The following is a 24,433-nucleotide window of genomic DNA, read 5'->3' on the forward strand; positions in this document are numbered from 1 at the left end:
AAAGATCGATTTAAACTAGTCGATAACATAAGTGCACTATCCATTCTAACAATAAAAGTATGCAGCAATCTGAAATTCTATCTGTAGCAGAGCGACTCATCCCAGCCTATCACGCTGAGGACTTCGATTTCCTTCTATCACAAATGACAGAGGGCGAATCCCCGTCTCTGAAATTGCTCGTTAAAATGGAACTGAATCGTATCATGGCGCCGTGTACCAAGAGTATCGATTTACGCGGCCGTATCGACGACGAATGTCACCAATTTACCCTAGATGGGCGTAAACACTGGCTCGATGATATCGCTCTCAATGCTTATCAACGCGGCACAAAAAAGTTTCGCGGCTATACAGAGGGCGTTTGGGAGATGGTGATGTCTCCACGAACTCAGCCAATCAATAATCAAATCAATACCGCTCAACAAGAAGACAACGGCATAACCAGTGCCAATAGCCCTTATGAAGCGGAACCGATAAACCTTGGTTACGACTTAAAACGTCAAGAGAATCGCTTAAAGGTTGCTTCACAGGTTGAGATCACCACCTCAAAAGGCCAAGTGCTGCACGGTGTCACTGTGGATATATCGCCATCAGGTGGGAAATTCAAGGTACCAAGCGCATTCAAATACAACCTTGGCGAAATTATCGGCGTCAAATTTACCGAGTTGGTCGAAAAGTCGAAAGAACCTGACGTCGACAAACCAACTGAGTTTCGTGTTCTTGGAATCGACGACTCTTTCGAAAACAATGCCGTTAAGTTTCTAAGAACCGTGCGTGTTTGTGACAGTAATGTCGTAGGCCGCTTGATCGAAGAATCGCTGAATAGCAGCAGTAAAAAGACCCAACACGAAAATCAAGATCGAATCATTCGTACTCGTACGCGTGGGATCGAACATACTTACCTCAAACATACCTGTAACCTGCCGCTCTTTTTTAGCGGAAGTGAGCTTAAGCTGGCTCTACTTACTGACAATAACCACCCTCTTTGGCAGTACTGGCATGATGAGCGTAACCAACAAGCTTTAGGTACGTTGTTTAATGAGCAACGTATGAACCAACTGGCGAAACCAGGAGTTAAAGGCACGAGTAATGTTATCTACTCGTTCACTCACGAGCACCAAAATAAGACACTGTTCTACTCAATGATGCTGCCGGAAGCCACTCGAGAACAACGTCAATTGTTTTGGCATATTGGTGCTAAAAGATCGAGCTGGAAAACCTTCAAGTTCTCTGTTTTTGAACTGTCCGAAGAAGAGCAGCAAGCATTAGCTCAGCACTCGAAAGATTTGGCGAGAAGCTCTGAACAGTTAACTCACTGTGGTATCTTGCAAGAGATCGGTGCAAATGACAGCGCTGACGACTACCTTCTAACAGAGAAACCACGCATTGCCAGCAGTGAACTGAATAGGTTCCGCCATGCGCGCACCGTTGTAGGTAACATTCAAAGCATCTACTTTGATTCTCAATCTCGTCGCAAAGAGCCTCGCTATCAGTTTAAGTCTCCATTACAGATCACAGCGAGCGACGGTGCCGCAGCGAATGGTCATACTCAAGATCTTTCCAAGCGTGGTTTGAATATCGCATTAGAACAACCACTCATATTGAAGATCGATGATCCTGTGACCATCAACTTCAATGAGCTTCAGCTCTATGATAAGAAGCAACCATTAAGCGCAGTGCCTTACCGAGTGATTCGTGTCAGTCCGAATGGCAAGAATGTACAGTTGGCGATCGACGAAACAGGCAAAACCATGCGCACTGTAGCCTTTCTTAATGGCTTAATCGATCACAACCAGAATAAGCTGATTAAGAAAAAAGAAATACTGCCGACAGACTCATTGCTGGAATCTCTCCATAATGTGCTGTTAAGTAAAATGGTCAGCAATCCGATCTTTATTGATAAACCAAGTTCAAAGCTGCGCTGTAAGATTATTGGGGTTAACTTCCCTCTCAATAACTACTTAAGCCTGTTGGCAAAGCTTGGACATAATCACAAATTGTCGCTGGAGCCGATCTTTAAAGGGCACAGCAATACTCTACTGGCGGATCCACTTAAGAAAATAGAAGGTGCTGGCCCGAAGCATCATGATGTTTACGTGGCTGCGGTTAAGTTTGGTGACAAGATTCAATCGGTACATACCAAGCTCAGTCGCGAGTTCAAATCGGTCAAAGAACGCATTATGTTCATCAAGAAAGCTCAACATATGGGCGAGCTATACGTTTTAAGAGTTTCGACAGCGCCGATTTTTGATCCACTGACTAGCCTGTTCCAATCTGACTTAGAAACCATTGCTCGCATTAGTATGTATCAAGCAAAGAAGCTCGAAAATGAAGTGACGGCCTTTATCGGTTATGGCGAAATGTGTGATATCACAGATGAAGTCCTGATCAGACTTGAGCTGACCAAGTAATCGACCTACATTGTTCAGCGATGAGCAAACTCCATTAAAAAAGCAGGCTCCAAGGCCTGCTTTTTCTATTCATAAATAAGGGTATTAAGGTTTGACTTGCCAACTGATTTTTTGATGCTTAGCCAATACACCAGAAAGAATGCACAGCACACCACCTAACCCAGAGTAACGAACTGCAGATTGTGCCTGCTGCTCCACTTTCGGTTTCGCATGATAAGCAATACCCAAACCTGCCGCTTTCATCATCACCAAGTCGTTTGCACCATCGCCCACCGCAACCGTATTGTGCAGCTCAATCTCATGCTCGTCAGCCAGTTCAATCAGAATGTCTGCTTTGGTTTGCGCAGATACAACATCGCCCAACACTTTCCCTGTCAATTTGCCGTTGACGATTTCCAAGGTGTTAGATTGCGCGTAATCGAGATTCAGCACGTCTTTAAGATAGTCAGAGAAGTAGGTAAAGCCACCCGATGCAATAGCGGTTTTCCAACCCAGTTTGTTCAGAGTGTTCACTAACTCTACCAAATCTGGCATGAATGGCAGTGTGCTGCGCACTTGCTCCAAGATAGCTTCATCGGCATCTTTCAATGCACCCACACGCTGGCGAAGACTCTGTTCAAAGTCGATCTCGCCCTGCATTGCGCGCTCTGTAATATCAGATACCAACTCACCAACACCGGCCAGTTTTGCAATCTCGTCAATACATTCAATTTGAATCGCAGTGGAGTCCATATCCATCACAATCAACCCCGGCTTCGACAAGTCTGGAACTTCACTTAAGCAAGCGTAATCCAATTTTAGCCCTTGCAAGATCTCTTCATGAGCTGGGGTAAGCTGTCCAGACATTAAAGCAACTTCGTATTTGCCTACTTTCCAAGTATCTAGAATGGTGTTGTAGAAGCCAGTGAAAAAGTCGATATCATCGAAGGCTTGAGGAGAAAGGTACTCACCAAATACAATCCAGTTGGCTTTTGATTTGGCCAGTTGAGAAGCGAATCGCGTCTCCGGAAGTCGAGTTAACAGCGTAGTATGCCTTTTAATAGGCAAGAGTTTCTGAGCGTCCATGTGTATGATTCCTAATTAACTTAGCTAGACGTTAACCTATTGCAATTTACATGTGCAAGTCTCAATATATCTTAATCATAACATTTGTTTATTTCAGGCGAGATGAATCATGAATGAATCGCTGTTCTCATTACGCAACGCACTGCGTATTTTGGCGCTGATTTTATTGGCTGCTATGCTGGTCGTGACAATCAAAAATACTGTGGTGATCAGTAAAGGGAATGAGAAAATTCAAGCAAAGCAGCTCGAAACGCTAACCAAGGTTTTGCTCTCACAAGCATCGCTATCCGCAAGTAAAATGATCCTTCAACAAGACCAAGAGCGCCTACTTGAGCTAACCAATCAGCTATCTCAAGACCGACTAGTTTTTGATACCACCATCTACAACGCGGAAGGTATTCGTTTAGCATCGAGTGAAAAAGCACTAACGGTTCGTGAAGTACTTGGGTTAGATACTCCGCTATCGACCGCCAGCATCGGAAAACAACAACTGGTTGAGCCAATCTACTCACCGGAAAACACCATTATTGGCTTTATTCGAGTGACTTTTGAGACCGGGCGAGTGACCGCTATCTCTGACCATCATTATCGTAAGAGTGACCGCTATATGATTGGTATGGTTGTGATGGGTTTTGTGAGTGGCGTGCTGTTTATTCTGTTGATCCTTAGACGCGGTAAATCTAAGTCAGGTGAAAACCTGCTGCTCAAGAACGTTAACTCTTAGTCAGCAGGTTTTAGTAAGCGGATTAAGAAAACCATCAAGCAACAAAAAGCCCCTACAGTCTAAACTGCAGGGGCTTTTTTTTAATTCAGCTCAAAGCATACTGGGATTTATGATTACTCGTCATCACCTAGTAAAACAGAGTCTAGTGCGATCACCATCATGTCGTTGAAAGTCGTTTGACGTTCATCAGACGTTGTTTGCTCACCGGTTTTAATGTGGTCTGAAACGGTACAAATCGTTAGTGCTTTCGCGCCGTACTCAGCACATACACCGTAGATACCCGCAGCTTCCATCTCAACACCAACGATGCCGTATTTGTCCATCACTTCGAACATTTCTGGATCTGGCGTGTAGAACAACTCAGCTGAGAATAGGTTACCGACCTTTACGTCAACGCCGCGCGCTTTTGCTGCATCTTCTGCAGCACGAACCATTTTGTAATCTGCAATCGCAGCAAAGTCATGACCTTTAAAGCGAATACGGTTCACTTTTGAATCAGTACATGCGCCCATGCCGATAACAACGTCGCGCACTTTAATATCTTCGCTAACTGCACCACAGCTGCCAACACGAATGATTTTCTTCACGCCAAAGTCTTTAATAAGCTCGGTCGCGTAGATAGAGCACGACGGGATGCCCATACCGTGCCCCATCACAGAGATCTTACGACCTTTGTAAGTACCTGTATAACCAAACATGTTGCGAACATCACACACCTGAACAACATCATCTAGGAATGTTTCTGCGATGTATTTAGCACGTAGCGGGTCGCCCGGCATAAGAACAACGTCTGCGAATGCGCCCATTTCAGCATTAATATGTGGAGTTGCCATTGAAAAATATCCTTTATCTCAAAACAAAAAAGAAGAGAGAGGTCATCCTCTCTCTTCAGTATACTTAAAAATTATAGAAAGCTTGTGCCGTAGCCCATTGGCGACGTGCCGAAGTATGCTGCTAGCGTTTGGCCAATATCCGCAAACGTGTCACGACGACCAAGTGAACCAGCAGGGACATTCTTACCGTAAACAATCACAGGGATGTGCTCACGAGTGTGGTCAGAACCAGGCCATGTTGGATCACAACCGTGGTCAGCCGTTAGGATCAAGATGTCATCTTCTTGCATCATATCCATAACTTCGTGAATACGACCATCGAAGTACTCAAGTGCCGCTGCGTAACCTGCTACATCACGACGGTGACCGTAAGCAGAGTCGAAATCTACAAAGTTAGTGAACACAATCGTGTTGTCACCCGCTTCGTTGATTGCGTCTTTAGTTGCTTCAAATAGGTCTGGAATACCGGTCGCTTTAGTCTTCTTAGTGATACCACAGCCCGCGTAGATATCAGAGATCTTACCGATAGAGTGAACTTCACCGTTTTTCTCATCAACCAGCTTTTGTAGAATGGTTGCCGATGGCGGCTCTACCGATAGATCGCGGCGGTTACCAGTACGCTCAAATTGACCTTTACCAGGACCAACGAAAGGACGCGCGATAACACGACCGATGTTGTAGTCTTCTAGCTCTTCACGAGCAATCTGACACAGGTCTAGTAGATTTTGCAGGCCAAATGTCTCTTCATGACATGCGATCTGGAAAACAGAGTCAGCAGACGTGTAGAAGATTGGCAGGCCAGTCTTCATGTGCTCTTCACCTAGGTTGTCTAGGATTTCTGTGCCTGATGAGTGACAGTTACCTAAGAAGCCTGACAAACCAGCACGCTCAAGGATGCGATCCGTTAGTTCTTTAGGGAAGCTGTTCTCTTTATCAGTGAAGTAGCCCCAATCGAAAAGAACTGGAACACCAGCGATTTCCCAGTGACCTGACGGTGTATCTTTACCAGATGAAAGCTCAGCAGCATGGCCGTAAGCACCGATAATTTCAGCGTCTGCATCCATACCAGGCGCAAAGCGACCTGTAGACTCTTTATGAGCCATTGCTAGACCGAGTTTAGATAGGTTTGGCAGAGTCAGTGGACCTTGGCGATCAGCGTTATCCGCTAAACCTTTGTCACACTGGTCAGCGATGTGACCCATTGTGTCTGAACCTACATCACCAAATTTCTCAGCATCAGCCGTTGCGCCAATACCAAATGAGTCTAAGACTAAAATAAATGCTCTTTTCATTGCTATTTCCTTTAGCCCGCTCATTATCGAATCATTTTGGTGTGAGCAGGCTTTGTGTAATTTTTTAATTAAACGTCTTCTGAACGAATTTGACGGTAGACGTCTGGCGTTGCTGTGTATTCACCACCAACAGTAATCGCATTTTGAAGGGCTGTTGCCGCTTCTTGCCATTGCTCTTCGTTGCGTGCGTGAATAACCGCAAGAGGCTTGTCTTCGCTTGCTACTTCACCTAGACGGATGAAGTTATCGAAGCCTACTGCGTAATCGATGCTGTCAGTTGCAACGCGACGACCGCCACCCATACCAACCACAGCCATACCGATTGCGCGCGTATCCATAGCTGATACAACGCCACTTTCAGGTGCATATACTGGCTTGATGATTTCCGCTTTCTCTAGGTAGTTGTCGTAGTTTTCTACGAAGTCAGCTGGGCCACCTAGACCTGCAACCATCTTGCCGAAGCACTCTGCTGCTTTACCGTTATCCAATACCGCCATTAGCTTCTCACGAGCCTCTTCAGAGTCTTTCGCAAGGTTGCCAAGCACGAGCATTTCAGCACATGAAGCTAGCGTGATCTCTAGAAGACGAGGGTTACGGTATTCACCCGTCAGGAATTGAACCGCTTCGCGAACTTCTACGGCGTTACCAGCTGAAGAAGCCAATACTTGGTTCATGTCAGTTAGAATTGCTGTTGTCTTAGTACCCGCACCGTTTGCTACAGCAACGATAGATTTAGCCAACTCTTCAGACGCTTCGTAAGTTGGCATGAATGCACCAGAACCTACTTTTACGTCCATTACTAGAGAATCTAGGCCAGCAGCCAGTTTCTTAGAAAGGATAGAAGCTGTGATAAGCGAGATGTTATCTACTGTTGCAGTGATATCACGAGTCGCGTATACACGCTTGTCCGCTGGAGCTAAATCACCCGTTTGACCGATGATTGCAACACCTGCGTCTTTGGTCACTTCACCAAATACGTCGTTTGTCGGTGTGATGTTGTAGCCAGGGATAGATTCAAGCTTATCGAGCGTACCACCAGTGTGGCCAAGACCACGACCAGAGATCATAGGAACGAAACCACCACATGCTGCCACCATTGGGCCAAGCATCAGTGAAGTTACGTCACCTACACCACCTGTCGAGTGTTTATCAACGATAGGGCCATCAAAGTTCATGTGGCTCCAGTCAATAATCATACCTGAATCACGCATTGCACACGTTAGCGCAATACGCTCTGGCATTGTCATTTCATTGAAGAAGATCGCCATGGCAAATGCAGCGATTTGGCCTTCAGAAACCGTGTTTTTAGCAACGCCCTGAATGAAGAAGTTGATCTCTTCAGAAGTCAGTACTTCGCCGTCACGTTTTCTGCGAATAATTTCTTGAGGTAGAAAAGTTGGAGTTTTGGTATTAGATACTTCAGACATTAGATTCCTCCCAACACTCATGATGAGTATGGTATGTAAGGTAAAGAGGTAATATGGAGCGGCAATTTACCGCTCCATCAAACAGACAATTTAAGAATTAGTACGCTGTTGGATCAGCTGTTTCGTCTGTTACTTCTAATGTGTTTAGTAGGTTAGTCAGTAGGCTTGACGCACCAAAACGGTAGTGCATGTTATCTGCCCACTCAGCACCTAGTAGCTCATCAGCCATTGCTAGGTATTGTGCTGCATCTTCAGCTGTACGTACGCCACCTGCTGGTTTGAAACCAACTGTTTTAGCTACGCCCATGTCGCGGATAACTTCAAGCATCATGCGCGCGTACTCTGGAGTCGCGTTTACTGGCACTTTACCTGTTGAAGTTTTAATGAAGTCAGCGCCTGCTTTGATACAAATTTCAGATGCTTTCTTGATTAGTGCTTCTTCTTTTAGCTCACCTGTTTCGATGATCACTTTCAGTGTGATGTCGCCACAAGCTTCTTTACACTGTTTAACTAGCTCGAAACCGACTTCTTCGTTGCCAGCGATAAGAGCGCGGTATGGGAATACTACGTCTACTTCGTCTGCACCGTATGCTACTGCTGCTTTTGTTTCAGCAACTGCGATTTCGATGTCATCATTACCATGAGGGAAGTTAGTTACAGTCGCAATACGTACTTCTGGAGTACCTTGCTCACGCAACGCTTTCTTAGCTGCTGGGATAAAGCGAGGGTAAATACAGATTGCAGCAGTGTTGCCTACTGCAGTCTTCGCGTCGTGACAAAGCGCTACAACTTTTTCAGTTGTGTCGTCGTCATTTAGCGTAGTTAGGTCCATAAGTTTAAGTGCACGTAGAGCTGCTGCTTTTAAATCGCTCATTTCTATCTCCGATCAATATATTCAAATAGTTAACTACTTCGCCCTCCATCCAGTATAGATGGATATTTTAGTAATGCTCAGTAGTCACAAATGAACGGACTTGGTTCCCTGAAGACTTGTTGGCCTTACGCCATCAATTGCTATCCTTGTCACCGCACAGTACCAGTTTGGTCTATGGCACAACAAATCAGTCATGTTGTGTCTAACATCTATAGCGTATCGCTAAGTTTGGCTTAATCCCAGAAGAATCACGGTTGCTATCAAACAAGCGGTCATTTTCTTGCCAAAAAGAGAAATCCTATCCCTATAGCTTATACATTATAGGTATCCTTCGATAATTTGTAGTGCTCCTTAGAACGCAAACGGTTTGTATCTCAAAATAAATCAGTTTCCCAACTATTGATGTCAGCAATCGTTGTTAATAACACATCCTGTGTATCAACGTTTGTAGCCTCAAATCCAATATTCGAGTCCCTGAAAACAAAAAAGCCCCGCAGCAATTTCTTGCTACGGGGCGATATTAAAGTGGCGTCTATATAATCTAATCTACTTAATTAGAAAGATAGGAAGAAGCCAGCAATTGTCGCTGCCATCAGGTTAGATAGAGTACCAGCAATAACCGCTTTAACACCCATACGAGCGATGTCGTGACGACGGTTTGGAGCTAGACCACCTAGACCACCTAGTAGAATCGCGATAGAAGAAAGGTTTGCGAAACCACATAGAGCGAACGAGATAATTGCTTGAGTCTTAACAGACATTACTTGGCCAGTCGCTTCAACGATTTGAGCGTTCTCACCAACGTATGGTACGAAGTTTAGGTATGCAACGAATTCGTTAACAACTGTCTTCTGACCAATGAAAGAACCAGCGATAGTTGCTTCTTCCCATGGCACACCAATGATGAATGCTAGAGGAGCGAAGATCCAACCAAGAAGTAGTTCAAGAGTTAGGTTCTCCATACCGAACCAACCGCCAACGCCACCTAGGATACCGTTAATTAGAGCGATTAGACCGATGAACGCTAGTAGCATTGCACCAACGTTTAGAGCAAGTTGAAGACCAACAGATGCACCACCAGCAGCTGCGTCGATAACGTTAGCTGGTTTGTCGTCACCACCGTCCATTTCATCAGCGATGTCGTCAGCAGGAGTATCAGTCTCTGGCTTGATGATCTTAGCGAATAGTAGACCACCTGGTGCCGCCATGAATGATGCAGCAACTAGGTACTCTAGAGGTACACCCATAGAAGCGTAACCCGCTAGTACACCACCAGCAACAGAAGCTAGACCACCACACATTACAGCGAATAGTTCAGACTGAGTCATTTTTGGTACGAAAGGACGTACAACTAGAGGAGCTTCAGTTTGACCAACGAAGATGTTTGCTGCAGCAGACATAGACTCCGCACGAGATGTGCCAAGAGCTTTCTGTAGGCCACCACCAAGAATCTTGATAACCCATTGCATTACACCAATGTAGTAAAGTACAGAGATAAGTGCAGAGAAGAAGATTAGAGTTGGTAGTACTTGGAATGCAAAGATGAAACCGATACCGTCAACTGAGAAGTTAACTAGGCTGCCGAATAGGAAACCAGTACCGTCTTTACCGTAGTCGATCACGTTTGCTACACCTGCAGAGAAACCTGCAAGAAGATCACGACCCCAAGGGATGTAAAGTACGAATGCACCAAGTGCGAATTGGATAGCGAATGCGCCACCCACCGTTCTAAAGTTAATAGCTTTGCGGTTGTCAGATAGTAGTACTGCGATTGCAATCAGTACAACCATACCGACTAGGCTCATAAACAGGCTCATAGTTTATGACTTCCTTATTAGTTATTTATTGGCGTGTTACAAAATGGGGCTATAAAGCGGAGGCAATTATACTCATGCGACCACTAATAAAGTAATGCCGTCCTCACACTTTGGTATAAGATTCATGTATCATTCATTTACATCTGTGAGCCAAGTCACGATACAACTGTAAAACACGCAAACGATAAACAAAAACTTTAGATTTTATTCACATATACCGAATAGCTGATGGCTATTTTGCCATATTTGAGTTGCAATCGATTGCTTTGTCTCTTTCCTGAGCGAAACTAGTTCATTTAATATCGTAACTAAATATTTGGAATGATTAATGTTTCCTTGCTTCCCACTGATCGGCATATCCGGTGCATCTGTCTCTAAAACGACCCATTCAAGGGGTAAACGCGAGACTGTGGTGCGCGTTTTCTGTGCTCTTGGGTAAGTTATCGTTCCACCGACACCGATATAGAATCCTAAGCGAATCCACTCTAAAGCCTGCTGTTCGCTGCCCGAAAAACCATGAATAACACCACCGTTAGTGAATTTTTGCTGCTTAATAAGCTGAATAAGACGATTGTGTGACTTTCGCTCATGGATGATAAGAGGCAATTTAAAAGCCGTGGCGAGCTCAATCTGATGGATAAAAAAACGCTCTTGCTTATCGATATCCACATCCACAAAGAAGTCCAAGCCACACTCCCCTATCGCAACACACTGCTCAGAAGTGCCACTTAAGTGCTGTTCAAGTTGAGCAAATTCGCTCTCATTCGCTGTTGCTAGAAAGTAAGGGTGGAAGCCCAAGGCATAATAAAGATTAGCGTGTTCCGAGCTCAGTTGTTCGAGCTTTTCCCAATTAGTTTGACCAATCGACGGGACAACAACCTTCTCCACCCCCTGCTCTTGCGCAGTGATGAGATAATCTTGAGCGCCTTTAGCAAAGACATCGAAGTCTAGGTGGCAATGGGTATCAAATAGCGGTATTGGCATTACTGCTTGTCTTTCGGTTCAGGTTGAGGGTCACTGCGATAAGGAGTGCAACTGCGCTTGTTTTCTGGCGTAAGCCCTAACTCTTTACACCACTTATCGTACTGCTTTATCCATCTTTTAATGACTTGAAACATCCATTCTCCTTTCGGCAAACATAAAAAAACGCCTATTGCAGAACAATAGACGTTTTTAAGCACTTCGACTAGCGCCACCTCAACGGGTTGGCACCATCATCAATAAGATTAGTGCTCGCGAGTAGCACGGAACTCTACATCAGGGAAACGCTCTGATGCTAGGTTCAAGTTAACCATAGTCGGTGCGATGTACGTTAGGTTATCGCCACCATCCAACGCTAGGTTAGTCTGGTTCTTACGCTTAAACTCTTCGAATTTCTTCGCATCACCACACTCAACCCAACGTGCTGTTGCAACGTTTACGCTCTCGTAGATCGCTTCAACGTTGTATTCCGCTTTTAGACGAGCCACAACCACATCAAACTGAAGCACACCAACCGCACCTACGATTAGATCGTTGTTCTGTAATGGACGGAATACTTGTACCGCACCCTCTTCAGAAAGTTGAACAAGACCTTTAAGTAGTTGTTTCTGTTTTAGTGGATCGCGCAGACGAATACGACGGAACAGCTCTGGCGCAAAGTTCGGAATACCAGAGAACTTCAGAGATTCACCTTGAGTAAAGGTATCACCAATCTGGATTGTACCGTGGTTGTGCAGACCAATGATGTCACCCGCGTACGCTTTCTCAGCACGAGCACGGTCGCCCGCCATAAAGGTTACCGCATCAGAGATACTTACATTCTTACCCGTACGAACATGGTTCATCTTCATACCTTGAGAGTAAGTACCCGATACAATACGCATGAAGGCAATACGGTCACGGTGCTTTGGATCCATGTTTGCTTGGATCTTAAATACGAAACCGGAGAATTTCTCTTCTGTCGCTTCTACATCACGTTCAACCGCTTGGCGAGTCTTAGGCATTGGTGCCCATTCCGTTAGGCCATCTAGCATGTGGTCAACACCAAAGTTGCCCAATGCAGTACCGAAGTAAACCGGTGTTAGTTCACCCGCTAGGAACAGTTCATGGTCGAATTCAGGACATGCGCCCATAACTAGCTCAAGCTCTTCACGCACACTTTCAGCAAGGTCAGCGCCAACAGCAGTATCTAACTCTGGGTTATCGAGTCCTTTGATGATGCGAACTTCTTGGATCTCATGGCCGTGACCAGATTCGTACAAGATCGTCTCATCACGGTGAATGTGGTAAACACCTTTAAACTCTTTACCACAGCCGATTGGCCAAGAGATTGGCGCACACGCCATACCCAGTTCGCTTTCAACTTCGTCTAGAACTTCCATTGGGTCACGCACATCACGGTCCAATTTGTTCATGAAGGTTACGATTGGTGTATCACGCAGACGTGTTACTTCCATCAGCTTACGTGTACGGTCTTCGACACCTTTTGCAGCATCGATAACCATTAGACATGAGTCTACAGCCGTTAGTGTACGGTAGGTATCTTCCGAGAAGTCTTCGTGTCCCGGAGTATCTAGTAGGTTTACTAGGCAATCATTGTACGGGAACTGCATCACAGACGTGGTTACCGAGATGCCACGCTCTTTTTCCATCTCCATCCAGTCAGATTTAGCATGCTGGTTTGAGCCACGGCCCTTTACGGTGCCCGCTTTTTGAATCGCGTTTCCGAATAAAAGAACCTTTTCAGTAATCGTGGTTTTACCCGCATCCGGGTGAGAGATAATCGCAAACGTTCTACGTTTGCTCACTTCTTGTTGGAAAGACATAGTCGCCCTTTGCTGATCTAAAGCGTAAAAAGGGCAAGTTGTTGAGACTTGCCCTTGAATTTTGTGTGCGGATTATACAGAAGTCGCTCGGCTTTCTAAAGCCTGAGCTAGAAAAAGTCAGAGAGTTAGAGTTACTGCGGTTTGCCTTAACCTAAAGTACCAGACATAGGTACAACGTTGGAAACAGGATTCAACTGCAGGTTCTCTATCAACCTCTCAGCCGTTTGAGGTGAAGTAAGATAAAACCCCTGCCCGATTTCGCACCCCATCGCCATTAAGTCTTGTTGCTGCTCTAGCGTCTCCACGCCCTCTGCGACTACAGCAACCCCAAGTTCATTACCGATCTGAATCATGCTTTTGAGAAGCACCAGAGAGGTCGAATTGGTGACATAATCCATCACGAAGCTGCGGTCGATTTTAAGCGTATCGAACTCAAAGTCTTTAAGATAAGAGAGCGACGAAAAGCCCGTACCAAAATCATCGAGTGCGATACGAACGCCAAGCTGATGCAGCTCTTTAAAGATGATTTGTGCGAACTGATCATTCTCTATCATTACGGTTTCGGTGATCTCCACTTCGATTTTATGGCTCGCAACGCCACTGGAGATGATCACTCGCTTCAACGCATCAAAAAACTGTGGATGTTTTAAGCTGCGAGCCGAGATGTTAAGGCTCATCACACCAATATCAATACCGTGAGTCAGCCAGCTCTTGTGTTGCGCCAACGCCTTTTCTGCCACCAGCAGATCTATCTGACGAATTTGACCGGTAGCTTCTGCTACAGGGATAAAATCGTTCGGATACATCAAGCCTTTGATAGGATGATTCCAGCGCACTAGTGCTTCAACCCCTTCTACATCACCCGACTGCAACGCCCATTTCGGTAAGTAGTGAATCTCAAACTGCTGCTTATCGATCGCTTGTCTTAAATCTCTCTCCAACTCTTTCTGCGACATCGCAATGTAGTTGAGCTCTTTTGAGTAGAACTGAAAGTTGTTCTTCCCTAGTGACTTGGCGTGATACATCGCATCGTCAGCATAACGAATCAGTGAGTGCTGTGAGGTACTATCATCAGGGTAAATCGAGATACCAATACTCGCAGTGACTTCTGCCGCTCCATGTTTCAGAGTAAAAGGCTCTCTTAGACGTTTGATCAGCTTAGAGGCTATCTTGTTGGCCACACTGACGGCCATGTCCACATCGCGCAAATGCTCTAGAACAATCACAAACTCATCACCGCTAAATCGTGCGGACAAATCTGTTACCCGAATACACTGCGTAATGCGCTGTGCAACCTGCTTCAACAGCTCATCTCCAGCAGCATGACCATAAAGATCGTTGACCTCTTTAAAATGGTCGAGGTCTAGAAACAGCAGTGCGAAAGGCCGCTGAGTTTGTTGAGCATTGAGTATCGACTGCCCTAGCCTATCGAGAAACAGAGTACGATTTGGCAGCTCAGTTAAAGGATCAAAGTAGGCTTGCGTGTGCAGCTGTTTGTTCTTGAGTTCGATCGAAGACTTAGCATCAGTGAGGGATTTCAGTAGCAGATCTCGGCTTTGCTCATGTTTAAACTGAACACGAAGCGAGTAAACGCCGATAAAGACAGCAGCAATAATCAGTGTAATGCTGGTTTTGGTGTAGCTTGCAATACCTGATTCATAACTGGTCTTGATCACGCGTTGAATCTCATCAGCCTGACTGGCAAAGTCGAGATAGTATTCGTCAGTCTTTAATCCCAATGACGGCGATTCTAAAACTGATTGCTGATAATGCGCTCCCGCATATTGACGAAACTCTGCCAGAGTTTGGCGCAGAGTCATCAATCGCTCTCTAAGTTCCGGCTCGCTGATCGGCTGATAGCTCCCCATGATACTTTCTCCCCCCTCAAGCAACGCGCCCACATGCCAGTCGGCTATCTCTAGGTAGTACCAAACCTCTTGGATTGATTGAGTCGTGTCACCAGAAACAATCTCATCAAACCATAAATAAGCAAGGGAACCATTGATCTTTATCTCAGCAGCGGCTTCGGCCAAAGGGGACTTTTTGATCAAGAGATCGGTCGATTGCATCACTAGGACCGTGGTCGATACTACCACCAGCAACGCTAATAAAGAGGTGAATAGGAACTTTCGTTTATTCAGCATTTTGGGGAATAACATAATCAGGACAAAAGGATTGGGAATGATTTGACCTTAATTCATCTATGTTTCAAATTAATGAACAGGTAAACATTTCAGCAACTTATGAAGTTTTGATGAATCTTAATGGCTGCACATTGTATAACCAAGTCCAACACCGTATATTTCGGTGGCTTGATTAAATCTGACAATGCTGGCCGATAGAAGCGTAACACTATGATGGAAAGGTTCTTACATAAAGCAATCACCACTGCTATCTGTTTATCCCTGTGGCCAACGATGACCGTGGCAAAAGATCTCATCAAGATCGAAGGCTCAAGCACGGTTTATCCCATTACTCGTCAGTTTGCCCAGCAATTTATGACGCAACAAAAAGACGTCGCACAAATCGTAGTGGGTGTCACCGGAACCGGAGGCGGTTTTCGTAAATTTTGCCGCGGAAAAACGGACATCTCTAACGCTTCTCGCCCTATCAAAACGCAAGAAAAAGCGCTGTGCCGAGAAAACGGCATTGAGTTTTTAGAATTGCCTATTGCGCTTGACGCAATCACACTCGTGGTCAGTAAAGACAATAACTGGTTACAACAGCTATCCCTTGAGGAGTTGGCAACCTTGTGGCATCCGTCTTCGGAGAAAACCATTACTCACTGGAATCAGCTCAATTCGAACTTCCCAGCGGAGCCGATTAAGCTCTATGCCCCAGGCAGCGACTCAGGAACTTACGACTACTTTACTAATGTTGTCCTCAATGGCGACGAGTTGCGTGGTGACCATATCGCCAATGAAGACGATTATCTGTTGGCATCAAAGGTGGCAACCGATCCAAATGCCCTTGCCTTCTTAGGCTTTGCCTATTACCAAAACAATCAAACCCAGCTCAAGGCCGTCTCTATATCCAGAAAAGACCAGCAAGCGATTGCACCGAGTATCAATAGTGTCACCAGTGGTCAATACAGTTCACTTTCTCGACCACTGTTTATCTATGTTAACAAGGCTGCCGTCAATCGATACTCAGTAAACCAGTTCGTCGAACACTACTTGAATCAAAAACACCTCTCGTATGTGGTAAGCACAGCAGGCTACATCCCACTATCACCGAACATGCAGAACGCCGCTCAATCAATCTTTGAAACGCAGACCATTGGTTCAGTGTTCAACAGCAAAGAGCTGAGCACCAATTTCGAACGCTTCATGGAGCGCAATTAACTACGTTCGTGTGCCAGCACTAAGTCCTTGATAACAAAAAAGCCCAACCTAAGTTGAGCTTCATCGATATTATCGGGCAGAAGATTAAAAGAAGATGTAACTCATGATAATTGCGTCTTCTTTGCCTGTTGCCGTTGGGTAATAGTTACGACGGCGGTCAACCTCGTTAAACCCAACCCACTCATACAAACCAAACGCGTTGCCATTACTTTCGCGAACTTCGAGCCATGCGCTTTCTGCTTTCGCTTGCTCGCACACCAACAAGAAATGCTCAATCAAAGCCTTACCATATCCCTTACCTTGATGATGAGGGTCGACAGCAATGTTCAGTAATGTTACTTCGCCAACAATGTTTTGCGCATAGAAATACCCAACAACCTCGTCATCGACTAGCATCACATGATGACAACCACCTCGACTGTCGAGATCGCGAATCATGTTTTGTGACCAAGGGTGAGTATGAGCGTGTTGCTCAATCTGCCAGACCGCATCAAGGTGCGACTCTGACATACTAATAAATTGATTATTCATAAGAACAAATTTGCTGCCACAAAGCACGGCGTTGCTGATTATTGCCATCAATGTGAGAGAGTAAAGGGGATTGTAATACCTTAGCTGTGGTATCGGTATTGGATTCACATCCTGCGAACCACACCCACTGCAATGAACTCAAATCAAAATGGCTAAGCTCATTGGGATGTACATATTGCGCTTGTGACAACTCTAGCTTGATGCTTTTTAGCACACGCTCAAACATCTCGGCCAATGCACCTTGAGGCTTTTCCGGTGAGACTAATAACAACTGACATGTTTCAGGCAGTTTAACGAGCTCGCTCTGATAGCCAGCCAGACGATCAGGGTGGCTCAGTTCCCACTGAGTAATTCCCATTTTCTGTAAATACTGCGCATGAATCTGTGACATGTCTGTGCCTTTGTGACTAAGCTCAAGGTTGAATCGAGCTGATACTAACAAAAAATAAAGGAGCATCAAGCTCCTTTATCTCTCTGGTTGCGATTCTTCTATCCATGCCATCGATACCGACTGAGTAGAAGATAACACCGCTTACCTACAGTTCATTGAACTCAGGGCTGTACTCGATAGTACCACGGTGTCCAGCAAACGCGCCTTCCACCAGCTCAATCGCTTGAAATGCCCCTTCTGGTACATCCCAACGACATTGAAAACCAAACTCACTCGCCGCCTTAAAGCCGACCTTGCTGTAAAAGCTTGGGTCGCCTAAAACCACACACGCCGGATAACCAAAATCGCGCAATGACGAGAAGGCCTCTTCCATCAGTGATTGAGCAATGCCTTGTCCACGAAAATCTTCGCGCACAGACAATGGCGCTAAGCCTTGCCAATTATGGTCTTCACCTTTGAGTGTGAGCGGGCTAAACATTACATGCCCGACAACTTCACCCTCATCAGAGCACGCCACTAACGACAGAGTTAGATGGCTGTTTTCACGCAGGCTCATCACTAGGTTCGCTTCTGCTTCTGTCTCAAAAACAGATTTCAGCAAGCTATCAATTGCAAGTATGTCTGCGGGTGCCTCAGTTCGAATAAGCATTCATTACCTCATTTTGTGTCTGAGGCGATTGTACCCCCTTCTGCACAAAATCAGCTAATTGATTCAATAACATTTTCATTGGAGCCGGAAGTAGGTCTAAATCTACGCTGTCCATCAGGTTCTTAACCTCTAAACCAAGCTCCGTATCCCCTTCAATTGAAAGGCGACGCTGGAAGAACAGAGTATCCGGGTCTTCTTTGCGCCCAGCGATCAAAACAAGGTCATTAAGGTTACCGCTAAAGCTCACATCTTCAGCCATTTCTTTATCGGCAACAATCAGTTGCTCGTTTTGATAGCTGATACACCAACTCAAGCCCATATCTTTAATCGAGACTTTTAACCACTTATCTTCAAGAAACTCGAAATCACCATCTTCCAGAGCTTCCTTGAAAACATTTTTAAGTGCTTCTAATAAGGCTTTTTTTTGTACTGTTTTTGGCAATAACTGGACTGGAGATCGCAAAATTGATGCGGCGTTTTGAACTAGTTGAGTGCGAATCTTGTTTATCACGTGACTTATCCGTAACTTTATCAATAATATGGCACTCATCATAAGTGATGTTAACGGCTTAATTCCTGTTGTGTATCAAATTAATTTCGGTTTGATGCTTGTACTTTAATATCCCCAAAATCGCGGTTATAGTAACTCTGGTAATCACAACAGTCGCAGAATCGCTGCTATGCTAGGTAAATAGCTAAAATTACATAATTTAGTAATAAACATTCATCTATAATGAATACTCAAGCTCTTGGAGAATTGGTAGTACTTTGATGCCTCCCCAGCAATTACAACATTGGTTTTCACAGCTCACAGCAAATAGCCCATTCTTCTTTGCTGTTCTTGATGCTCAGCATAACTATTTTATAGTTAATGAGCGCTACTGTGATATTGCGGGGTTAAACCAATCAGAGTTAACAGGAATGAACGACCGCCAAACCCTTGGTGAACAGTTCTATCAGCACCTGAAACCATACTACGAGCGCGCCTTTAAAGGTGAATCCATTGAGGCGGAAATCACGCTTAACGAAACCGACCTCGATACCAGCCTTCATTTTAGCCTAGCACCACTGTCTAATGGAAAAGACACCGACTACATTGTCTTTCACGCCTTTGACACCTCCGAAAATCAAGTTCTTGTCCGCTCACTCGAAGAGTCTGAGGCCAAGTTCCATAAGCTGACCCATTTATTACCTGATGGCCTGCTTCTTGTCGAAGATGATTACATACTCTCTTCTAACCCTGCAGCCGCTCGCCTGCTCGGCTTTAACTCTCCTTCAGAGTTGCTTGGGGAAGAACTAGGACGCCTATTCATTGATGAGCAAACCAAAACAGTCTTCAGCAATAAGCTCAGCTCTATTGTTTCTGAGTCTGGTTTGGTGTGCTTAACTGGCGCACGCTGTGGGTTTGAGCGAAAAGTTCAGTTGCATATTGATTCAACCGCACTGTTGGGCAGTACGACCCAATTAGTCCTGATTCAAGACGCGCAAGAAGCGCCCAAAACCCTCACCACCAATGTTAATGAAGATGCCTATATTGATGACCTGACTAAGCTGTATAACCGCGTTGGATTCACCAAGCGTTTAGAGCAGTTTATTCATAACGAAACACCCGTGGTGATGCTGTACCTAGACATTGATAACTTCAAAAATATCAATGATTCATTAGGTCATCACATCGGTGATAAGGTAATCAAAGAGGTCGCGTCTCGCCTTAAGCGTCTGCTACCAAGACGTGCAGTGGTGGGTCATTTAGGTGGCGATGAGTTCGGTATCATCCTGCCTGAACCAGAACATAAAAAGACCGTTGAAGCGCTATCTGAAAAGATCATTGCTCTGATCAATCAACCATTCGACCTTCACCATTTCAGTAAACGCTTGGCTTGCTCTATTGGTAGTGTCAGCTTCCCTCAAGACGGTGTCGATGCGCGTATCTTGCTGCAAAATGCCGATACCGCGATGTATGAAGCCAAAGATCGAGGCCGCAACCGCTTAATTAAGTTCAATGAGCAGATGAACAAAGAGGCTCGTATGCGCCTTTGGCTCGAAATCGAACTTCAGAAAGCACTGCAGCAGAACGGTTTAGAGGTTTGGTATCAACCTAAGGTTAACGCCCGTGATTTCACCATCAATGGTGCGGAAGCCTTGGTGCGCTGGAAACATCCGGTAGAAGGCTACATCAGCCCTGCGGCCTTTATTCCTGTTGCCGAACGAGCTGGCTTGATTGAACAATTAGGCCGAGTAGTCATGCGTGAGGTATTTGCAACGGTTAAACGTTGGAAGAGCCAAGGGATCTTGCCTGGACGTGTTGCGATCAACCTCTCCCCCGAGCAGTTTGGTAACCCTAAACTCATCGATTACATGGAGAAGCTGTTACGCACTACAGAGCTAGACCCGAGTGCCATTACCTTCGAGTTGACCGAAAGTGCTGTAATGAGTGACAGTGAACATACACTTCAAATGCTTAACGCCATTAAGAAGCTTGGTTTTGCGCTATCAATTGATGATTTCGGTACCGGTTACTCTTCGCTTTCGTACTTAGCTCGTTTCCCTATCGACGAGTTGAAGATAGACCGCGCGTTTATCACTGACATCGATACCCTGCCAAAACAAGTCACGGTGATCGAGAACATCATCAATCTTGGTAAGTCTCTTAACCTAACGGTGGTTGCTGAGGGTGTTGAAACCAGCGAGCAAGCGACACTGCTATCGAATCTCAACTGTAGCTCAATTCAGGGCTTTCACTTCTACCGACCTCAGCCAAAACAGGAAGTTGAAGAGCTGTTTGCTCAGAACCGCCGTCACAAAAACTAGTCCGTCATTTTTAGGTTTTGCTCTACCTCAAATGGAGTAAAAGCGGATTTATCCGACTAAACCTGCCTTACATCAATTCTGACGTTCACATTTCTTCATAAAATGCTCGCTTCAAATTTATCTACTGGTAGTGAGCAAATGGAACTCTTATGCCCAGCAGGAAACTTACCTGCTTTGAAAACAGCCATTGACTGTGGTGCGGATGCTGTCTACATCGGATTCAAAGACGACACCAATGCACGCCACTTTGCTGGCTTGAACTTCTCTGGCAAAAAGCTAGATCGTGCCGTTGAATACGTCCATGATCACAACAAAAAAATTCATATCGCACTCAACACATTCGCTCACCCCAATGGTTTCCAACGTTGGACCAATGCTGTCGATCAAGCGGCTGCATTAGGTGTTGATGCTCTGATCGTTGCAGATATCGCCGTTCTTGAATACGCAGCAAACAAGTATCCACATATGGAGCTGCACCTATCAGTTCAAGCTTCTGCGACCAACGCTGCGGCAATTGACTTCTACCACAAAAACTTCAACGTGAAGCGTGTGGTGCTGCCACGCGTGCTGTCGATTCACCAAGTGAAACAGCTATCTCGCAATATCTCTTCCGATGTGGATCTCGAGGTATTCGCATTCGGTAGCCTGTGCATTATGGCAGAAGGTCGTTGCTACCTCTCTTCTTACATGACGGGTGAATCGCCAAATACTGTCGGTGCTTGCTCGCCAGCGAAATATGTACGCTGGCAAGAGACCGAGACAGGTCTAGAATCTCGCCTCAATGAAATTTTGATCGACAAGTACGCACAAGGTGAGAATGCTGGCTACCCTACACTGTGTAAGGGGCGTTTCGAGGCTGAAATCGAGGGCGAACGTAAGCGCTATCATGCCCTAGAAGAGCCAACTAGCTTAAATACCTTATCTATGCTGCCAGAACTGTTTGCCGCGAACGTAGCATCGGTGAAAATCGAAGGCCGTCAACGCAGCCCTGCTTACGTGGAACAAGTGACTCGTACATGGCGTGCAGCCATTGATCGTTACCAAGCGAATCCAGAGGCTTACCAAGTTGAAGCCGCTTGGAATGCAGCTCTAGCGAATGTATCTGAAGGTACACAAACAACGCTAGGTGCTTACCACCGTAAATGGCAATAGGATTGATGGAGAATACGATGAAATATGCATTAGGCCCACTACTCTATTTTTGGCCAAAACAAGACGTGGAGAGCTTCTACGAGCAAGCTAAGACAAGCTCTGCTGATATCATCTACCTAGGTGAAGCGGTCTGCTCAAAGCGCCGTGAGATGAAAGCAAAACACTGGCTAGATATCGCCAAAGAGCTTTCAGCTTCAGGTAAGCAAGTCGTACTATCGACTATGGCGCTATTGGAAGCACCAAGTGAAGTGAACATCATGAAAAAGTACGTCGACAATGGCGACTTTGCGATTGAAGCAAATGATGTATCTGCAATTCAACTCGCGAGTGAAAGTAAGGTCCCATTTGTGGTTGGCCCAGCAGTCAACACCTATAACGCGCACACTCTCAACCTATTCCTCAAGCAAGGTATGACACGTTGGTGTATGCCTGTTGAGTTGTCTCGCGAGTGGCTATCTAATGTCATGACTCAGTGTGAAGAGCTCAACATTCGTAACAAGTTTGAAGTCGAAGTGTTCAGCCACGGTTACCTGCCTTTGGCGTACTCAGCACGCTGCTTTACGGCTCGAGCAGAGAACAAAGCGAAAGACGACTGTGAGACATGCTGTATCAAGTACCCAACCGGTCTTCAAGTAGAGAGCCAAGAAGGACAATCCGTCTTCAACCTAAACGGTATTCAAACCCAGTCGGGTTACTGTTACAACCTAATCAATGACCTGCCGAATATGCATGATCTGGTTGATGTGGTTCGCCTAAGTCCGTTGGGCGTTGATACCTTCTCTGAGCTCAATAACTTTAAAGCTAACGAAAGGGGTGAAAACCCAATTCAGATTGCAGACCGTCAATGTAACGGTTACTGGCACCAGTTAGCAGGCTTAGACGTAAAGAATATCTAAGCACTACCTTCAAAATGAAAAAGGTCTAGCAATCGCTAGACCTTTTGTTTATTTAGGGCTGTAACTCGCTATGCGGTTGCTGTCTGCAACTCTGACGCGTTGAGCTTCTTTACATCTTTCACCAGCATCATAATCACCACCACACTTAGCGCGATGTTCGATAGTGGATAAGCAATCCAGATTCCAGGCACACCAAACAATTTCGGCATAATGTACAAAAATGGAAGCTGAATCAGCATATTACCGACCGTTACAAACATTGCTTTACTGCCTTTGTTCACCGCTTGATAGTAAGCACCTGCAACCACTAAGAAGCCATCCAGAGCCAAGGCGAACATGTGCAGTCTGATACCCAATACCGTGTATTCCACTAGCTGTGGGTCTTCAGAGTTAAACACCGAGACAAACTCTCTCGGGAAGATGTTCAAGAGAACAATAAAGACCATACCCACAGAGACTGAGCTTACCATCGCAATTTTAAGCAGCTGACGAATATTATCGTGACGCTTTGCCCCATGGTTATAGCTAACCAATGGCTGCATACCATTAGCGATACCCTCTGCCGTGAGATAGTAAACCGTGACGATATAGCCAAGAATCGCATACGCACCAATCATCAACTGATTACCATATTGGGCAAACAGTGCGTTGTGTAGCGCCACCATCATCGAGCCATAGGCGTACATAAAAAAGCTCGACGTACCAATAGCAAAGATCTGTGGAATCACATCAAGTTTAAGTCTCAGCTCACTCCAACGCAGACGCAAGTTTGCTCTGCGCGAGAAGAAGTAAGCTAAACCTAGACTTGTTACGACTAGCTGTGCGATCGCTGTAGCTAAAGCCGCACCTGTCAGTTCCCAGTTCAGCCATGCAATGAATAGATAGTCGAGAACGATGTTAATCACCGCACCAATCACCATCAAAATAGTCGCAAGGTTTGGGCTATCATCATTGCGCAGCAAGAACGGCATGGCTATCGAGCCCAAGGTAAAGACACTGCCCACAATCAAGATCTGTAGATATTGCAAACCAAGATCAAACACGCGCCCCTCTGCTCCCTGCCAACGTAAGAAATCATCAGCAAAGAAGAAAAGCACACCAGCGACTAGTGGCGTTAATGCGAGTAATAAAGTGAGACCAGTGGCGAGGATCTGTTTCGCCCCTTGAGTATCTTTCTCACCTTGGCGAATCGATACTAACGCCCCGGTACCTACACCAACAAGCATGCCTAGACCGAGGATTGAACCGATCACCGGCCAAGCTACGTTGATACCAGCAAGGCCATCGGCACCGACGAAACGTCCAATGAAAATACCATCGACCACTTGGTATAAGCCATTGACCAACATCGCAGCCACGGTTGGAATTGTATAGCGCCAAAATTGACGACTGATTGACTGACTCATCTTCTA

At 45.5% G+C, this 24,433-nt stretch carries 21 protein-coding genes; 6 read left to right on the forward strand and 15 right to left on the reverse strand.

Annotation, left to right across the window (positions count from 1 at the left end):
- The first annotated feature begins 59 nt into the window (after nt 1–59).
- The gene (locus L1D60_RS11060; protein ID WP_239841137.1) at nt 60–2,408 is read left to right on the forward strand and encodes a PilZ domain-containing protein; all 2,349 of its coding nucleotides are present in this window, start codon (nt 60–62) and stop codon (nt 2,406–2,408) included.
- 84 nt (nt 2,409–2,492) lie between these two features.
- On the opposite strand, the gene serB is transcribed toward L1D60_RS11060, so the two are convergent.
- Nucleotides 2,493–3,473, reverse strand: coding sequence for a phosphoserine phosphatase (gene serB / locus L1D60_RS11065; protein ID WP_239841138.1), 981 nt, complete (start codon nt 3,471–3,473; stop codon nt 2,493–2,495).
- A gap of 109 nt (nt 3,474–3,582) precedes the next feature.
- Between serB and L1D60_RS11070 the strand changes: the two genes are divergently transcribed.
- Nucleotides 3,583–4,197, forward strand: a complete 615-nt coding sequence (locus tag L1D60_RS11070; protein ID WP_239841139.1) for a YtjB family periplasmic protein — start codon at nt 3,583–3,585, stop codon at nt 4,195–4,197.
- A gap of 113 nt (nt 4,198–4,310) precedes the next feature.
- Here L1D60_RS11070 and deoD read toward each other — a convergent pair whose 3' ends face one another.
- The 9 genes from deoD to L1D60_RS11115 all read right to left on the reverse strand — a co-directional run bounded on the left by deoD (nt 4,311) and on the right by L1D60_RS11115 (nt 15,391).
- The gene (deoD, locus tag L1D60_RS11075) at nt 4,311–5,030 is read right to left on the reverse strand and encodes a purine-nucleoside phosphorylase (protein WP_032551570.1); all 720 of its coding nucleotides are present in this window, start codon (nt 5,028–5,030) and stop codon (nt 4,311–4,313) included.
- Nucleotides 5,031–5,101: 71 nt separating this feature from the next.
- Nucleotides 5,102–6,322, reverse strand: coding sequence for a phosphopentomutase (locus L1D60_RS11080; RefSeq protein ID WP_239841140.1), 1,221 nt, complete (start codon nt 6,320–6,322; stop codon nt 5,102–5,104).
- A gap of 68 nt (nt 6,323–6,390) precedes the next feature.
- Entirely contained in the window at nt 6,391–7,749 is a 1,359-nt protein-coding gene (deoA, locus tag L1D60_RS11085; protein WP_239841141.1) for a thymidine phosphorylase, read from the reverse strand.
- A 97-nt stretch (nt 7,750–7,846) separates the two neighbouring features.
- Nucleotides 7,847–8,623, reverse strand: a complete 777-nt coding sequence (deoC, locus tag L1D60_RS11090; protein ID WP_239841142.1) for a deoxyribose-phosphate aldolase — start codon at nt 8,621–8,623, stop codon at nt 7,847–7,849.
- A gap of 554 nt (nt 8,624–9,177) precedes the next feature.
- Nucleotides 9,178–10,440 (reverse strand): NupC/NupG family nucleoside CNT transporter, encoded by a 1,263-nt coding sequence (locus L1D60_RS11095; RefSeq protein ID WP_239841143.1) that lies wholly within the window; start codon nt 10,438–10,440, stop codon nt 9,178–9,180.
- 204 nt (nt 10,441–10,644) lie between these two features.
- Nucleotides 10,645–11,424: a TatD family hydrolase gene (locus L1D60_RS11100; protein WP_239841144.1), complete on the reverse strand. Its 780-nt coding sequence runs from the start codon at nt 11,422–11,424 to the stop codon at nt 10,645–10,647.
- Nucleotides 11,424–11,558 (reverse strand): DUF5363 family protein, encoded by a 135-nt coding sequence (locus tag L1D60_RS11105; protein WP_239841145.1) that lies wholly within the window; start codon nt 11,556–11,558, stop codon nt 11,424–11,426. The genes L1D60_RS11100 and L1D60_RS11105 overlap by 1 nt, the downstream gene beginning before the upstream one ends.
- Nucleotides 11,559–11,666: 108 nt before the next feature.
- Nucleotides 11,667–13,247 (reverse strand): peptide chain release factor 3, encoded by a 1,581-nt coding sequence (gene prfC / locus L1D60_RS11110; protein WP_239841146.1) that lies wholly within the window; start codon nt 13,245–13,247, stop codon nt 11,667–11,669.
- Nucleotides 13,248–13,393: 146 nt separating this feature from the next.
- The gene (locus L1D60_RS11115; RefSeq protein WP_239841147.1) at nt 13,394–15,391 is read right to left on the reverse strand and encodes an EAL domain-containing protein; all 1,998 of its coding nucleotides are present in this window, start codon (nt 15,389–15,391) and stop codon (nt 13,394–13,396) included.
- A gap of 210 nt (nt 15,392–15,601) precedes the next feature.
- Between L1D60_RS11115 and L1D60_RS11120 the strand changes: the two genes are divergently transcribed.
- Nucleotides 15,602–16,591 carry a PstS family phosphate ABC transporter substrate-binding protein gene (locus L1D60_RS11120; protein ID WP_239841148.1) on the forward strand — a complete coding sequence of 330 codons (990 nt, stop codon included), beginning with the start codon at nt 15,602–15,604 and terminating at the stop codon, nt 16,589–16,591.
- A gap of 84 nt (nt 16,592–16,675) precedes the next feature.
- Here the strand turns inward: L1D60_RS11120 and rimI are convergent, their stop codons facing one another.
- The 4 genes from rimI to L1D60_RS11140 form a co-directional block, all read right to left on the reverse strand.
- A complete protein-coding gene (gene rimI / locus L1D60_RS11125) occupies nt 16,676–17,122 on the reverse strand; it encodes a ribosomal protein S18-alanine N-acetyltransferase (protein ID WP_239841149.1) in 447 nt (148 codons plus the stop codon).
- Nucleotides 17,115–17,513, reverse strand: coding sequence for a DNA polymerase III subunit psi (locus L1D60_RS11130; protein WP_239841150.1), 399 nt, complete (start codon nt 17,511–17,513; stop codon nt 17,115–17,117). Before L1D60_RS11130 ends, rimI begins: the two co-directional genes overlap by 8 nt.
- Nucleotides 17,514–17,658: 145 nt before the next feature.
- The gene (locus tag L1D60_RS11135; protein WP_239841151.1) at nt 17,659–18,162 is read right to left on the reverse strand and encodes an N-acetyltransferase; all 504 of its coding nucleotides are present in this window, start codon (nt 18,160–18,162) and stop codon (nt 17,659–17,661) included.
- Nucleotides 18,146–18,715, reverse strand: a complete 570-nt coding sequence (locus L1D60_RS11140; protein WP_239841152.1) for an SCP2 domain-containing protein — start codon at nt 18,713–18,715, stop codon at nt 18,146–18,148. Before L1D60_RS11140 ends, L1D60_RS11135 begins: the two co-directional genes overlap by 17 nt.
- A 218-nt stretch (nt 18,716–18,933) precedes the next feature.
- Between L1D60_RS11140 and L1D60_RS11145 the strand changes: the two genes are divergently transcribed.
- The 3 genes from L1D60_RS11145 to L1D60_RS11155 all read left to right on the forward strand — a co-directional run bounded on the left by L1D60_RS11145 (nt 18,934) and on the right by L1D60_RS11155 (nt 23,021).
- On the forward strand, nt 18,934–20,973 hold the full coding sequence (locus L1D60_RS11145) for a bifunctional diguanylate cyclase/phosphodiesterase (RefSeq protein WP_239841153.1): 2,040 nt from the start codon (nt 18,934–18,936) through the stop codon (nt 20,971–20,973).
- A gap of 138 nt (nt 20,974–21,111) precedes the next feature.
- A complete protein-coding gene (locus L1D60_RS11150; RefSeq protein ID WP_239841154.1) occupies nt 21,112–22,125 on the forward strand; it encodes a peptidase U32 family protein in 1,014 nt (337 codons plus the stop codon).
- Between the two features lie 17 nt (nt 22,126–22,142).
- Nucleotides 22,143–23,021 (forward strand): U32 family peptidase, encoded by an 879-nt coding sequence (locus L1D60_RS11155; RefSeq protein ID WP_239841155.1) that lies wholly within the window; start codon nt 22,143–22,145, stop codon nt 23,019–23,021.
- A 68-nt stretch (nt 23,022–23,089) separates the two neighbouring features.
- On the opposite strand, the gene L1D60_RS11160 is transcribed toward L1D60_RS11155, so the two are convergent.
- The gene (locus tag L1D60_RS11160; RefSeq protein WP_239841156.1) at nt 23,090–24,427 is read right to left on the reverse strand and encodes an MATE family efflux transporter; all 1,338 of its coding nucleotides are present in this window, start codon (nt 24,425–24,427) and stop codon (nt 23,090–23,092) included.
- Nucleotides 24,428–24,433: the final 6 nt, after the last annotated feature.

Origin of the sequence: Vibrio sp. Isolate30, from assembly GCF_022397975.1 — a bacterium.
Classification (GTDB): Bacteria; Pseudomonadota; Gammaproteobacteria; order Enterobacterales; family Vibrionaceae; genus Vibrio; species Vibrio fortis.

What these genes read in the sequence shown, in the direction of transcription:
- L1D60_RS11060 (WP_239841137.1), top strand. Translation starts at nt 60, where the DNA reads ATGCAGCAATCTGAAATTCTATCTGTAGCAGAGCGACTCATCCCAGCC.
- serB (WP_239841138.1), bottom strand. Translation starts at nt 3,473, where the DNA reads ATGGACGCTCAGAAACTCTTGCCTATTAAAAGGCATACTACGCTGTTA.
- L1D60_RS11070 (WP_239841139.1), top strand. Translation starts at nt 3,583, where the DNA reads ATGAATGAATCGCTGTTCTCATTACGCAACGCACTGCGTATTTTGGCG.
- deoD (WP_032551570.1), bottom strand. Translation starts at nt 5,030, where the DNA reads ATGGCAACTCCACATATTAATGCTGAAATGGGCGCATTCGCAGACGTT.
- L1D60_RS11080 (WP_239841140.1), bottom strand. Translation starts at nt 6,322, where the DNA reads ATGAAAAGAGCATTTATTTTAGTCTTAGACTCATTTGGTATTGGCGCA.
- deoA (WP_239841141.1), bottom strand. Translation starts at nt 7,749, where the DNA reads ATGTCTGAAGTATCTAATACCAAAACTCCAACTTTTCTACCTCAAGAA.
- deoC (WP_239841142.1), bottom strand. Translation starts at nt 8,623, where the DNA reads ATGAGCGATTTAAAAGCAGCAGCTCTACGTGCACTTAAACTTATGGAC.
- L1D60_RS11095 (WP_239841143.1), bottom strand. Translation starts at nt 10,440, where the DNA reads ATGAGCCTGTTTATGAGCCTAGTCGGTATGGTTGTACTGATTGCAATC.
- L1D60_RS11100 (WP_239841144.1), bottom strand. Translation starts at nt 11,424, where the DNA reads ATGCCAATACCGCTATTTGATACCCATTGCCACCTAGACTTCGATGTC.
- L1D60_RS11105 (WP_239841145.1), bottom strand. Translation starts at nt 11,558, where the DNA reads ATGTTTCAAGTCATTAAAAGATGGATAAAGCAGTACGATAAGTGGTGT.
- prfC (WP_239841146.1), bottom strand. Translation starts at nt 13,247, where the DNA reads ATGTCTTTCCAACAAGAAGTGAGCAAACGTAGAACGTTTGCGATTATC.
- L1D60_RS11115 (WP_239841147.1), bottom strand. Translation starts at nt 15,391, where the DNA reads ATGCTGAATAAACGAAAGTTCCTATTCACCTCTTTATTAGCGTTGCTG.
- L1D60_RS11120 (WP_239841148.1), top strand. Translation starts at nt 15,602, where the DNA reads ATGATGGAAAGGTTCTTACATAAAGCAATCACCACTGCTATCTGTTTA.
- rimI (WP_239841149.1), bottom strand. Translation starts at nt 17,122, where the DNA reads ATGAATAATCAATTTATTAGTATGTCAGAGTCGCACCTTGATGCGGTC.
- L1D60_RS11130 (WP_239841150.1), bottom strand. Translation starts at nt 17,513, where the DNA reads ATGTCACAGATTCATGCGCAGTATTTACAGAAAATGGGAATTACTCAG.
- L1D60_RS11135 (WP_239841151.1), bottom strand. Translation starts at nt 18,162, where the DNA reads ATGCTTATTCGAACTGAGGCACCCGCAGACATACTTGCAATTGATAGC.
- L1D60_RS11140 (WP_239841152.1), bottom strand. Translation starts at nt 18,715, where the DNA reads ATGATGAGTGCCATATTATTGATAAAGTTACGGATAAGTCACGTGATA.
- L1D60_RS11145 (WP_239841153.1), top strand. Translation starts at nt 18,934, where the DNA reads ATGCCTCCCCAGCAATTACAACATTGGTTTTCACAGCTCACAGCAAAT.
- L1D60_RS11150 (WP_239841154.1), top strand. Translation starts at nt 21,112, where the DNA reads ATGGAACTCTTATGCCCAGCAGGAAACTTACCTGCTTTGAAAACAGCC.
- L1D60_RS11155 (WP_239841155.1), top strand. Translation starts at nt 22,143, where the DNA reads ATGAAATATGCATTAGGCCCACTACTCTATTTTTGGCCAAAACAAGAC.
- L1D60_RS11160 (WP_239841156.1), bottom strand. Translation starts at nt 24,427, where the DNA reads ATGAGTCAGTCAATCAGTCGTCAATTTTGGCGCTATACAATTCCAACC.